Origin of the sequence: Streptomyces sp. NPDC048516, from assembly GCF_043199875.1 — a bacterium.
In the GTDB taxonomy this organism is placed as follows: domain Bacteria; phylum Actinomycetota; class Actinomycetes; order Streptomycetales; family Streptomycetaceae; genus Streptomyces.
Genome location: NZ_JBICWS010000010.1, coordinates 330823 through 343429, shown reverse-complemented (window position 1 = coordinate 343429; position 12607 = coordinate 330823). Strand labels below are relative to the sequence as shown.

Sequence of the window (12607 nt, the reverse complement as noted above, 5' to 3'; positions counted from 1 at the left end):
GCCGCCGGCATCTGGCACAACTGGACCACCGGCGCCAAGATCAAACGATCCCTGATCGCCTTCGACCACTGAGAACATCGGACTCATTCATCTAGAGCGGCAGCAGATCCGGCCGCTTGGGCTCGACATGGTCACCGGACGACTCACCGCGCAGCCGGCGCCCGATCCACGGGACAAGGTGCTCCCGCGCCCAGTGGATGTTGTCCCGCCGCGCCTCGGCGGCCGAGCGCTCCGCCTCCGGCGGCCACGACTGGTCCGGGTCGGCCGGCACCCGCAGTCCGAGCACCTGCCCCGCACGCAGCGCCACCCGGGTGTGCCCGTCGGCGGACAGATGCAGCCGGTCGTCGCTCCACGCCCGCCGGTCCTGCACCGACTTCAGCGACCACAGGTCCAGAACCGGGCAGTCGTGGCGGTCCGCGATGGCCCGGACATGCGCCGTGTACGTGGCGATCTTGCCGCGCAGGTGCTTGAGCACGGGGATGCCGCGGGTGTCGAAGCCGGTGCAGAGCAGGACCGTGCCGACCTCCTGCCGCAGCTCGGCGACCGCCGCCTCATAGCGCTCGGCGACCGCGTCCGGGTCCGAACCGGGCCGCAGGATGTCATTGCCGCCGGCGCAGAACGTCACCAGGGCGGGGGCGAGCTCCTTCGCCCGGGGCACCTGCTCCTCGACGATCTGGTCCAGGAGTCGCCCCCTGACCGCGAGGTTCGCATAGCGGAAGTCCCCCTCGGCCTGCTGATCCGAGAGAAGGACCGCCAGGCGGTCCGCCCAACCGATGTACGCCCCGTCAGGGCCGGGATCCCCGACCCCCTCTGTAAAGCTGTCCCCGACGGCTGCGTACGACCCGATGGCGCCATGGGCGCCGTTGCTGAGGTACTTCGAATCGTCTGCCACGTCAAGACATACTTCACCTCAAGAAGTGACCTACGCCACCGTAACCAGGGGTTGACGAGGGGTGATTAATGCCACCAAGTCAAATTCTTGTCAAGTTGGAATAAAGATCGGCCACGACCTGCCTCTCTCTCCCGCGCATCGCGGCACGTCCGCGTCTCCCATATCGACCCGATTGTCTATTGCATCAATGTCGTATCGTCGGAAGAGCCCGCCTCGCCGACGAGCGGCGTCGGCGAACGAACCCGAGGAGCGCGCGTGACGCAGCAGACGCCGCAGGTCCCACAGGCCCAGCCCGAGCTCACGGAGGTCCGCAACTTCCGCGATGTGGGCGGTCTGCCGACCGTGGACGGGCGTCGCGTACGGGAGGGGAGGCTGTTCCGCAGCGGACACCTCGCCCATGCGACCGAGACGGACGCCGCGTTTCTGGCCGGCCTCGGGCTGCACACCATCTTCGACTTCCGCAACGCCTCGGACATCAAGCTGGAAGGCCCCGATGTCACGCTGCCCGGCGTGCGCAATGTGAACATCCCGCTCACCGACCCGGCCGACGGCGCGGAATTCTGGGCGATGGTGCGCGACGGCGAGCTGGAACAGCTGCGTTCCGCGCTCGGCGACGGCAAGGCCGCGGCCCGGATGGCCAAGACCTACCGCCACATCATCACCACCCGTACCGAAGACCACAGCAGGGTGCTGAATGCGCTTGCCGAGGACAGCGTCCCGGCGCTGATGCACTGTGCGGCCGGCAAGGACCGCGCGGGCCTGTCCGTTGCCGTGACCCTGCTCGCGGTCGGCGTGGAGCGGGACGCCATCGAGGCGGACTACCTCAAGTCCAACGATCCCCACCGGCGCTACAAGATCCGCCGCTCGGACAACTCCGCGGTCGGGATGTCGCAGGAGGTCATGGAGCTGCTCGCGCCACTGTTCGGGGCGCACACCGACTACCTCGCGGCCGCCTACGACGCCATCGAGCAGACCTGGGGCTCGACGGAGAAGTACCTCACCGACGGCCTGAAGCTGGCACCCGCCACCCGCGAACGGCTGCGTGACCGGCTGCTGACGGACTGACACCGGGCACGCGCCGCCGCCGTGTCCGGCAGGGTCGGATACGGGGACGTGAAGAGGAACGTGCAGCCGGAGAAGGTCTGCATCACCCGGGCCACGTCCGCCCGGCTCAGTGCGCAGTCGAAGACGGTGAGGTGTACGTCGGTGACGTGGGCGACGGCCTCGTGCAGCATGATCTCGTCGACCCCGCGCAGGAAGGTCTTGCCGAAGAACGCCTCGGTCAGCCGCTGGTAGAGGCTTTCCAGCGTGCCGGTCTCCCCGGCCCGCGGCCGGCGGTGCGGGAAGCAGGGCCGCCAACTCCGCGACCAGCGACGGGTCGGCCGCCAGAACGCCCCTGATCCGAAGGCGCGGTGCGGCCGGCGCGTCCGGAACTCTGCCGTCTACTCCTGTACCTGCCCGTCACTTCGGGCTCGGCAGCGGCACACGCGGCCCGTCCGACTCGCACGGCGGCGGCCCGTCCGACTCGCACGGCGAGGACCCCGCACCGGCCACCCGTCTGTTTTGCGAGCGTGAACTTGCAGTTTTCGAACGCTAGTTACTGGTCATTAAACATGTAGTCAATGTGTCGTCCGTCACTCTCCATGAGAAAAGCGCAGGTCGTGGCACTGTACGCAGTTGATCGATCACGTTCGGCTGATTATGTGTGCGCCGCGGTTAACCCTGAGGGGGTCCCCCATCGGTGAGAGGGGCAGGAACGCACGTTCCGCCCCGCCCGCCACAGTGCGGGTGGGCAGCAACTCTCTTGAAGGGAGGGCTCGTGGAGCACTTGGGGCACTCATGGCCCTGGTACGCGCTGGCCGCCTTCGGCGCCTACCGGTTGACCGCCGCAGGACTCGACGCCCTTGTCCGGCGCGTGACCCACACCGCCTTGCAGGTCGCGCTGCACCGACATCCCTGTATCGGCGCTGCGTCGGCACAACAGTCCGGCCCACGCCTGAACCCGCGTCCGGAGAACGGCACCCACCCCGCCCCCGCCAGGCCCGCGGTGCCCCGGCCGCCGTCGCGCCCGCGCTGCGGGGAGGTCCGGTGAACGAGAACTTCCCCGCGGCCCGGCCCACCGCCGACCTCCCGCTGGACTTCGAAGCGTTCTTCCAGCGCGAGCAGAAATCGTTTCTCGCTCTCGCGTGCTTCAAGCTCCGGGACCGGCGCGACGCGGAGGACGCCGTCCTCGAAGCCGGCCGCCGCATGTACGCGAAGTGGGAGCGGATCCTGGCCCATGTGAATCCGACGGCGATGGCCTACCGGATCCTCCATGGTGTGATCGGCGACTTCTACCGCCGCGAGATCCGCGACGCGCGCGTCCAGGCCTTCGCCGAGCCTCCGGACAGGCCGGACAGCTCGTACCTGAAGGAGCTGGGTGACCACGAACCGCTCGATCTTGCGCTGGACGAGCTGGAGTCCCGGGCCCCGCTCCAGGCCAATTCCGTGCGCCTCTACCACCTGGCGGGACTGTCGTACGAGCAGATCGCCGAAAGGCTGGGAACCACCCCCGGCTCGGCGAAGGTCAGCGTGAGCATCGGTCTGCAACGCCTTAAAGAGATCATGACGAAACGTTCCGGAAGGGACGAGTGATGCTCGAAAACGTGCTCCGGCTCCAAGCCGAAAAGATCCGCGACGAGTACGCCGACCACGATGTGGCCGCCTTCACCCGGCGCCTCGCCGAGGCCATCGCCGACAAGGGGTGCCGGCCGCCCGCGCGCGTCACCCGCGCGGCGGCCGGCGGCGGCCGCCCCGTCCCGGTCCGCCCGGCGGTGCTCCGCGGCCGCCGCCGGCGCCGGCCCACCCCCCTTCTCGACCCGGCGGTCGCTCCCGCGGCTGTCCTGGTCGAGGTCCGGCGGCTGTGTCAGATCGTGCTGCGCAGCGATGACGTCGATGCCCTCGGTGCGTTCGCCGCGGACTACGACCCGGTGGGCGCCCGGACGTTCGCCTGCCTGCTCTACAGCCTCGACAAGTGGGAGGGCGCGCTGTACTGGTGGCGCTTCGCCGCCGGGGCGGGTGACGAACTGGCGGCACATCTGCTGGCGGTTCATCACGCGGCCGTCGGGCCCTGGCCCGAAGCCCGGGTGTGGCGTGCGATGGCGCGTCTGATGGGCTTCGCCTGCGACCTGCACCTGCCGGTGCCCGTACGCGGGTCCTCCGAACTCGCCCAGGGCTTCGCCCGCTCCCTGGACAGGAGCCTGCAGACGTTCCTGACCGACAGCCGTCTGCCGGCAGGCCTGTGAACCCACCGGTTGTCCGGCGGGGATGGCCGCCGGACCACCGGCTTCTCACGTACGCGGCCGGGGACCCGGCTACTCGCGGCGCCCCAGGTGTGCCTTGACCAGTGTCCGGCCGAAGTCCCACATCAGGCCGCCGCCTGAGTGGGCGTCGTCCATGACGTCCGTGAACGCCTCGACGAAACGGTCCACTTCGCGCTCGCCGATGATCAGCGGCGGGATCAGCTTGATGACTTCGAGGTGGTCGCCGGAGACCTGGGTCAGGATGCGGTGGCGCCGCAGCAGCGGCACCACGACCATCTGCGCGAACAGCCCCTTGCGGGCCGCCTGCAGCATCGTCCAGCGGCTGCGCAGGCCGAGCGACGTGGGGCGGCCGAACTCGATGCCGATCATCAGGCCGCGGCCCCGTACGTCGTGCAGCAGCTCGTACCTGCCGACCAGCGCGGCGAGCCGGGAGCGCAGCAGTTCGCCGGTGTGCCGGGCGCCCGCGACGATCTGCTCGTCCTCCATCACCGAGAGCACCGCCAGACCGGCCGCCATCGCCTGGGCGTTGGCGCCGAAGCTGGCGGAGTGCACCAGCACCCGGTCCATGGACGAGTAGACCTTCTTGAAGATCCAGTCCTTGCCGAGGGTCGCGCCGACGGGGACGTAGCCGCCGGACAGCGCCTTGGCCACACACACCAGGTCCGGTTCGACTCCGTCCTCGTGCTGGTAGGCGAAGAAGTCGCCGGTGCGGCCGAGGCCGGTCTGCACCTCGTCAGCGATCAGCAGCGCCTTGTGCCGGTGCAGCAGCTCCTGTGCGGCGCGCAGGAATCCGGGCGGGGCCGGGTGGACGCCCTTCCCCTGGATCGGTTCGACCACGAACCCCGCCACATCGCCGCGCTTCAGCTCCCGCGCCAGCGCGTCCAGATCGCCCATCTCGATGGCGGTGTCCGGCAGCAGCGGGGCGAAGCCGTCCCGGAAGCCGTCCTCGCCGTTGACCGAGAGCGAGCCGGTGGTCAGGCCGTGGAAGGCATGGGTGCAGTAGAGGACGCGCGGTCTGCCGGTGGCGTAGCGGGCGAACTTCAGGGCGGTCTCGACGGCTTCGGTGCCGCTGTTGCCGAAGAAGACCCGGTCCAGGTGGGGCGCACAGGCCAGCAGCTTCTCGGCGAGCAGGCCGGGCAGCGGCTGGCAGTCGAAGCGGGTGAGATCGGCGAGCTGGGCGTCCAGGACGTCGTGCAGCGCCTTGCGGACGACGGGGTGGTGCCGGCCGAGGCCCATCACCCCGAATCCCGCGAGCATGTCCAGGTAGTCCTGGCCGTCGGCGTCCCAGAAGTAGGCGCCCTCGGCCCGCTCGTAGACCTTGTCGAAGCCGATGGTGTGCAGCATGCGCGGGAGCTGGTGGTTGAGATGGCGGGCGTGCAGGTCGTAGCGCTCGCCGCCGCGTTCGGCGAGCAGTTCGGTCAGATCGAATCCGGTCACGCGTGGCTCTCCTTACGGGCCAGTGCGGCGCTGATCCGGCCGGCGATCTCGGCCGGTGTGAGGCCGACGTCGGCCAGCAGCTCACCACGCTTGGCGGGTGCCAGAAACTGCTCGGGGATGCCGAAGGTGCGCAGCGGCACGTCCACGCCGGCGTCCCGCAGCGCCTGGCCGACCGCCCAGCCCACGCCTCCGGTCCGGCAGTTGTCCTCGACGACCACCACCATGGCGTGCTCCGCGGCGAGCCGGGGGACGGCGTCGTCGACCGGCTTGACCCACCGCGGGTCGATCACGGTCGTATCGACGCCGCGCGCCGTGAGCAGTTCGGCGACCCGCAGACAGACCGGAGCCATCACGCCGACGGCGACCAGCAGGACGTCGGGGTGCGGCGCCCGGTGGAGGACATCGACACCGCCGATCCGGTCCACGGCCGGGACCGGGTCGTCCACCGGCTCCTTGGGGAAGCGGACGACGGTCGGGGCGTCGGCCACGTCCAGCGCTTCGCGCAGCTGGGCGCGGAGCTGGTCGGCGTCGCGCGGTGCGGCGATCCGCAGACCGGGTACGACCTGCAGGATCGACAGGTCCCACATGCCGTTGTGCGAGGGACCGTCGGTGCCGGTGACACCGGCCCGGTCCAGCACGAAGGTGACGCCGCACTTGTGCAGCGCCACATCCATCAGCACCTGGTCGAAGGCCCGGTTGAGGAAGGTGGCATAGACCGCGACGACGGGGTGCAGACCGCCGGTGGCCAGCCCCGCCGCCGACACCACCGCATGCTGTTCGGCGATGCCCACGTCCCACACCCGGTCGGGGTACGCCGCGGCGAATTTCCCGAGCCCGACCGGCTGCAGCATCGCCGCGGTGAGGGCCACGACGTCCGCACGCTCGGCGCCGATGCGGACCATCTCGTCGCCGAAGACGGAGGTCCAGGAGGGCCGCTCTGCCGTGGTGACGGGTGCGCAGGTCAGGGGGTCCATCACACCGACCGTGTGGAAGTGGTCGGCCTCGTCCTCCAGGGCGGGCAGGCAGCCGCGGCCCTTCTCGGTGAGGCAGTGCACCAGCACCGGGCCGTGGAAGCCCTTCGCGCGGCGCAGCGCGGATTCGACGGCCGCGATGTCATGGCCGTCGACCGGTCCGAGGTACTTCAGTCCCAGGTCCTCGAACATGCCCTGGGGCGCGAAGGCGTCCTTGAAGCCCTTCTTGGCACCGTGCAGCGACCCGTAGAGCGGCGCTCCGACGACCGGGGTGCGCTGGAGCACGTCCTTGCCCCAGGCCAGGAACTTCTCGTAGCCGTCGGTGGTGCGCAGGGTGGCGAGGTGGTCGGCGAGGCCGCCGATGGTGGGGGCGTAGGAGCGCTCGTTGTCGTTGACGACGATGATCAGCGGGCGGTCCTTGGCGGCGGCGATGTTGTTGAGGGCTTCCCAGGCCATCCCGCCGGTGAGCGCACCGTCACCGATGACGGCCACCACATGGTCGCTGCCGCCCCGCACCTGGCGGGCCTTGGCCAGGCCGTCGGCCCAGCCCAGCACCGTCGAGGCATGGCTGTTCTCGATGACATCGTGCGCGGACTCCGCGCGCGAGGGGTAGCCGGACAGGCCGCCCTTGGCCCGCAGCTTGGAGAAGTCCTGCCGGCCGGTCAGGAGTTTGTGCACGTAGGTCTGGTGGCCGGTGTCCCACAGGATGCGGTCGGCGGGTGAGTCGAAGACCCGGTGCAGGGCGAGGGTCAGCTCGACCACGCCCAGGTTGGGCCCCAGGTGGCCGCCGGTGCGGGAGACGGCGTGCACGAGGAAGTGCCGGATCTCCTCGGCGAGTTCGGCAAGGCGTTCCGCGGGGAGCGCCTTGAGGTGGTGTGGCTGCCGGATGTTCTCCAGCATCGTCATGTGCGTTCCCCCTCCGGTTCGGCTGACAGGGACCGGCCGGGCCCGGCTCGTGCCGCCATGCGGCGCAGGAGCCGGGCCGGACCGGGACGACGGTGCGCCCTGGCGCGGCTCACCGCTGGCCGGCGGTCACCCGCGGTTGCCCGCGACGGTCTCCCTGGCCGCCCGGAGGGATTCCTTCAGCGACCCCATGGTGGCGAGGACGGCGGTCGGCTCGTAGCCGCAGTGCGCCATGCAGTTGGCGCAGCGCGGGTCCTTGCCGCGGCCGTACTTGTCCCAGTCGGTCTCCTCGATGAGCTCCCTGTAGGTGGGGACGTACCCGTCGCTCATGAGGTAGCAGGGGCGCTGCCAGCCGAAGAGCGAGTAGTTGGGGATCGCCCACGCCGTGCACGGGAAGTCCGCCTTGCCCTCCAGGAAGTCCAGGAAGAGCGGGCTGTGGTTGAGCCGCCAGCGCCGCCGGTTGCCCCCGGCGAAGGCCTTCTTGAACAGCTCACGGGTCTGCTCCACACCGAGGAAGTGCTCCTGGTCGGGGGCCTTCTCGTAGGCGTAGGCGGGCGACAGCATCATTTCGTCGACCTGCAGATCGTCATTGAGGAAATTGAGGACCTCGATGATGGTCTGCGGGGTGTCGGTGTTGAAGAAGGTGGAGTTGGTGGTGACCCGGAAACCGCGCCGCTTGGCCTCCTTGATCGCCGCCACCGCCTCGTCGAACACGCCTTCCTTCGCGACGGATTCATCGTGCCGCTCGCGCATGCCGTCGATGTGCACGGCGAAGGCGAAATACGGCGAGGGGGTGAAGTTCTCCATCTTCTTGCGCAGCAACATCGCGTTGGTGCACAGGAAGACATACTTCCGCTTGGCCACCAACTGCCGCACGATCTCGTCGATCTGCGGGTGCATCAGGGGCTCGCCACCGGCAATGGAAACCATCGGGGCGCCGGACTCCAGCACCGCACCGACCGCCTGCGCCACCGGCATACGCTGTTTGAGCACGCCCGCCGGGTGCTGGATCTTCCCGCAGCCCTCGCATTTCAGATTGCACGCGAAGAGCGGTTCCAGCTCGACAATGAGCGGGAACTTCTCTCGCCGGCGGATCATCTTCTGTTCAAAGAGATAGGTCCCGACCCGGATGGACTGACGGAGCGGCATGGCCATCTGGCTCACCTCCAGGGGAGCAGCAAAGAACGGTGCCATTCGTAGAAAACAGGAAGTACGGAGCGCAGTACTCGGAAGGCTGATATTCCACCGCGCACCGTGCCGATGCGTACGAGTTCATGTTCTGGAGCGTCCACGACCACCCGGACGGCCGCAACCGGACGGATGCCGGCGCGCCGGGCCACCCGGAGGGTCGCGGCGGATTCCATGTCCACCGCGACCGCACCGGCGGCATGCAGCGCGGCCCGCTCCGCACCGCGTACGACGTGGTCGGAGCCGCGCAGCAGCCCGGTGTGGACGGTCAGCCCCCGCTGCCGCAGGGCCCGGAGCAGCGGGCCGTTGTCGTGACAGAGCGTTTCCGGCGCGTCCGCATGGTGATCGCGGGTGGCTTTGGCGACGACCACGTCCCCGGGACGCATCCCGGGAGCGAGGCCGGCGCAGAAGCCGCTGGCGACAACGGGGGAACGTTCGGTGACCGCACCCGCACGCAGCGCATGGGTGAGGGCGCGTTCGGCCGCCTGGGGACCCATGCCGGTACGGAGCGTGACCAGCTGCGGACCGTCCCCTCGCGCCACTCCCCCGCGGTCACCGCCGCGCAGCGCGAACCGCTCGATGCCGAGCGCGCAGGCGACCAGCAGGGGCGGGTCCGCGTCCGCCGGGGGCCGTGACATCAGGATCTCACCGGCAGGCCGGCCGGTCCGCCGCCCAGGTAGCGGCCCAGGGCGGTCAGCGGGAAGACCTGGCGGTAGAGGTGATAGTTGATGGAGAAGTCCCAGGGGAAGCCCGTACCGGTGAAGTACGGCTCGTCCCAGGACCCGTCCTCGCGCTGGGTCGCGGCCAGCCAGCGCACTCCGCGCCGTACCGCCTCGCTGCCCCGTTCCCCGGCCGCGAGCAGCGCCATCAGCGCCCAGGCGGTCTGGGAGGCGGTCGAGGCGCCGTGCCCGGCCCACTTCTCCTTGTCCTGGTAGGAGCGCTGGTCCTCGCCCCAGCCGCCGTCGTCGTTCTGCACCTGTTCCAGCCAGCGCACCGCCCGGCGCACCGCGGGGTGCGAGGCGGGGATGCCGGCCGCGGCGAGCGCGGGGAGCACCGAGCCCGTACCGTAGAGGTAGTTGGTGCCCCAGCGGCCGAACCAGGCGCCGCTGGGCTCCTGTTCGGCCAGCAGCCAGGCGATACCGCGGCGGGTGCGCGGGTCGTGGGTACGGCCGACATCGGCCAGCATCTCGACGACGTGGGCGGTGACGTCGGCCGACGGCGGGTCGATGACCTCCCCGAAGTCACAGAACGGCAGCCGGTTGGGGAACGGGCTGGTGTTGTCGACGTCGAAGGCGCCCCAGCCCCCGCCCTTGGACTGCATCCCGAAGATCCAGCGCACCGCGCGGTCCACCGCGGCGTCGACCCGCTGCGGATCGGGGTGCTCGACCCGGCGCAGCGCGAGTACCACCTCGGCGGTGTCGTCGATGTCCGGGTAGTTGTCGTTCTCGAACTCGAAAGCCCAGCCGCCGGAGGGGAGTCGGGGCCGCTTCACGCTCCAGTCGCCGGGCCGGCGGATCTGCTCGGCGAGCAGCCGGTCGACGGCCTTGAGCAGTTGCGGGTGGCCTGCGGGCAGTCCGGCGTCGGCGAGCGCGATGGTGGCCAGGCAGGTGTCCCAGAGCGGGGACTGGCAGGCCTCGATCATCCGGGTGGGGGCACCACCCGGCCCGTCGGGACCGGAAGGACCGTCCTCGCGCCACACGGCGAAGCGGTCGAGGGAGGCCAGGCCGGCGCGCAGCACGGGGTGGTCGAGGTCGTAGCCGAGGAGGTGCAGGGCGATGACGGAGTAGACGGCGGGGGGCTGGATGCCGCCCCAGCAGCCGTCGTTCTCCTGCCGCTCGATGATCCAGCGGGCGGCGGAACGCATCGCGGCGCCGCGCAGCTTGCGCAGGGCGACCTTGTGGTAGAGGTGCAGCGCCTTGTCCAGGCGCTGGAAGAGCCCGTCCCAACTGGTGGCGGGGGCGAGCGGCCGCGGGGGGTTGGGCCGGCGCGGGTCGGTGTGCAGCTCGTCGAGGGCGAACGGCGCCGGGCGCACCGGGCGCTTCGCCGAGACGATCGTCAGCGGCACGATGGTCTGCCGCGCCCAGCATCCGAAGTCATAGATGTTGAGCGGGAACCACGGGGGGAAATAGATCAGCTCCGGCGGGAGTTGGGGCAGGTCGTCCCATTTCCACCAGCCGAAGAGGGCCAGCCAGATGCGGGTGAAGACCCGGGCCGCGGCGACTCCGCCCTGTTCGCGGACCCATGCGGAGGCCTTGGCCAGGTGCGGGGCGTCCGGGGCGTCCCCGGCGAGGCGCAGGGCGACATAGGCCTCGATGGTGGTGGAGAGTTCACCGGGCCCGCCGTGAAAGGTGGCCCAGGTGCCGTCCGCGCGCTGCTCGCCGCGGATGTGGCGGGCCGCGGCCTCGGTGAGCCGCGGGTCCTGGATGCCCAGGAATTGACGGAGCAGCAGATCTTCGGCGTCCATCGTGACGTTGGTCTCGAGGTCGCCCTTCCACCATCCGGCGGGGTCCTGCACGGAGAGCAGATGGTCCGTGGCGCGGGCGGCCGCGCGCCGGGCGGCGTCCGCCGTGTCCTGCGCCGCGGCGCTGCGCGTGGGTGGAGCTGTTCCGGCTGTCTCAGCGGTGGCATCGCTGGCCGAGGGGGCCCGGGGCGGCAGCGCCCCGGTGCTTCCGTCGGTCGTCGCTGTCATGGCTTCCCCTTCTGCAGTGAACTGTGAAAAGCGTGCTCAGGGATTCCGTCGGCCGGCGCCCGGCTGGCGCCGACCGGCGACTGCGATCTATTCGGTGTCGCTGGTGCTCATCTCTCCCGTACAACGACGAAGTCCGCGAGTGCGACGAGCTGTGCGCGGACCTTTTCCGGCATCTCGATCTCGTTCAGGGCGGCAATGGCGGTGGCGTGCTGGCGGCGCGCCTCCTGGGAGGTCCACTCGCGGCCGCCGGCCTCCTCGATGAGGGCCGCGCGGGAGGCGAACTCCTCCTCGGTGAAGTCGGCGATCTCGGCCTCGCTCTTCTTCGCGTCGTCGGCGAGGATCCGGGCGAGACGCTCGGCGGCCGGGCCTTCGGCGGCCAGCGCGGCGACGACCGGCAGCGACTTCTTGCGCTGGCGCAGGTCGCTCCAGGGCCGCTTGCCGGTGGCGTCCGGGTCGCCCCAGATGCCGAGCAGATCGTCGACGGCCTGGAAGGCGAGACCGAGGTGGTAGCCGTAGCGCTCCAGGGTGTCCGCGGTGCGGTCGTCGGCGCCGCCCAGGACCGCACCGATGGAGACGGCACAGGCCAGCAGCGCGCCGGTCTTGTTGCCCTCCATCTCCAGGCACTCCTCGACGGTGACCCGCTCGCGGTGCTCGTAGGAGATGTCCTGGGCCTGACCGTCGATCAGTTTGAGGGAGGCCTGGGTGAGCCGGCGGGTGGCCCGGCCGGCGTCGACCGTGCCGAGCTCCAGCAGTATTTCGTTGGCGAGGGCGAACAGCGCGTCACCGACGAGGATGGCCTGTGCGGGACCGTGCACCTTCCAGACGGTGTCGCGGTGCCTGCGCTGCTCGTCGCCGTCCATGAGGTCGTCGTGCAGCAGCGAGAAGTTGTGCACCAGCTCGACGGCGACCGCGCCGGGGATACCGGTCTCGGGGGCCGCGCCGGCGGCCTCGGCCGACAGCAGGGCGAGCGCGGGCCGTACGGCCTTGCCGCTGTCGCCCGTGGTGGGGCGGCCCTCGGCGTCGATCCATCCGAAGTGGTAGGCGGCGACGGTGTCCATGGGAGGAGCGAGCCGGTCCACGGCGGCACGCAGCACGGGAGTGGCGAGTGTCCGCCCGCGCTCCAGCAGCGCGGTGACGCTCTCGGTGTCGATAGCTGGGGAAGCCGGATTCACGGTTTCTCCTCTGTTTCCGGTGCTCGTGCTCGTGGGAGCGCTCGTACGCGTAG

10 protein-coding genes are annotated in these 12607 nt (G+C 70.4%); 3 read left to right on the top strand and 7 right to left on the bottom strand.

The features are described from left to right. Window positions 1-91 precede the first annotated feature (91 nt). Window positions 92-892, bottom strand: a complete 801-nt coding sequence (locus tag ACGFR7_RS22060; protein WP_393321735.1) for an SGNH/GDSL hydrolase family protein — start codon at window positions 890-892, stop codon at window positions 92-94. 255 nt (window positions 893-1147) lie between these two features. On the opposite strand from ACGFR7_RS22060, the gene ACGFR7_RS22055 reads away from it, so the two are divergent. The 3 genes from ACGFR7_RS22055 to ACGFR7_RS22045 all read left to right on the top strand — a co-directional run bounded on the left by ACGFR7_RS22055 (window position 1148) and on the right by ACGFR7_RS22045 (window position 4176). Then, entirely contained in the window at window positions 1148-1957 is an 810-nt protein-coding gene (locus ACGFR7_RS22055) for a tyrosine-protein phosphatase (protein ID WP_393321732.1), read from the top strand. A 1023-nt stretch (window positions 1958-2980) separates the two neighbouring features. Beyond that, window positions 2981-3526, top strand: a complete 546-nt coding sequence (locus ACGFR7_RS22050; RefSeq protein ID WP_393321729.1) for an RNA polymerase sigma factor — start codon at window positions 2981-2983, stop codon at window positions 3524-3526. After that, window positions 3526-4176, top strand: coding sequence for a hypothetical protein (locus tag ACGFR7_RS22045; protein ID WP_393321726.1), 651 nt, complete (start codon window positions 3526-3528; stop codon window positions 4174-4176). The genes ACGFR7_RS22050 and ACGFR7_RS22045 overlap by 1 nt, the downstream gene beginning before the upstream one ends. Window positions 4177-4245: 69 nt before the next feature. On the opposite strand, the gene ACGFR7_RS22040 is transcribed toward ACGFR7_RS22045, so the two are convergent. The 6 genes from ACGFR7_RS22040 to ACGFR7_RS22015 form a co-directional block, all read right to left on the bottom strand. Beyond that, entirely contained in the window at window positions 4246-5631 is a 1386-nt protein-coding gene (locus tag ACGFR7_RS22040) for an aspartate aminotransferase family protein (RefSeq protein WP_393321723.1), read from the bottom strand. After that, on the bottom strand, window positions 5628-7508 hold the full coding sequence (gene dxs, locus ACGFR7_RS22035) for a 1-deoxy-D-xylulose-5-phosphate synthase (protein WP_393321720.1): 1881 nt from the start codon (window positions 7506-7508) through the stop codon (window positions 5628-5630). The genes ACGFR7_RS22040 and dxs overlap by 4 nt, the downstream gene beginning before the upstream one ends. 126 nt (window positions 7509-7634) lie before the next feature. Beyond that, window positions 7635-8660 (bottom strand): adenosyl-hopene transferase HpnH, encoded by a 1026-nt coding sequence (hpnH, locus tag ACGFR7_RS22030; RefSeq protein ID WP_311621631.1) that lies wholly within the window; start codon window positions 8658-8660, stop codon window positions 7635-7637. A gap of 5 nt (window positions 8661-8665) precedes the next feature. After that, window positions 8666-9331, bottom strand: a complete 666-nt coding sequence (locus ACGFR7_RS22025) for a 1-hydroxy-2-methyl-2-butenyl 4-diphosphate reductase (protein ID WP_393321717.1) — start codon at window positions 9329-9331, stop codon at window positions 8666-8668. Continuing rightward, the gene (gene shc / locus ACGFR7_RS22020; protein WP_393321715.1) at window positions 9331-11382 is read right to left on the bottom strand and encodes a squalene--hopene cyclase; all 2052 of its coding nucleotides are present in this window, start codon (window positions 11380-11382) and stop codon (window positions 9331-9333) included. The genes ACGFR7_RS22025 and shc overlap by 1 nt, the downstream gene beginning before the upstream one ends. Window positions 11383-11489: 107 nt before the next feature. After that, window positions 11490-12554, bottom strand: coding sequence for a polyprenyl synthetase family protein (locus tag ACGFR7_RS22015; protein WP_393321712.1), 1065 nt, complete (start codon window positions 12552-12554; stop codon window positions 11490-11492). Window positions 12555-12607 lie beyond the last annotated feature (53 nt).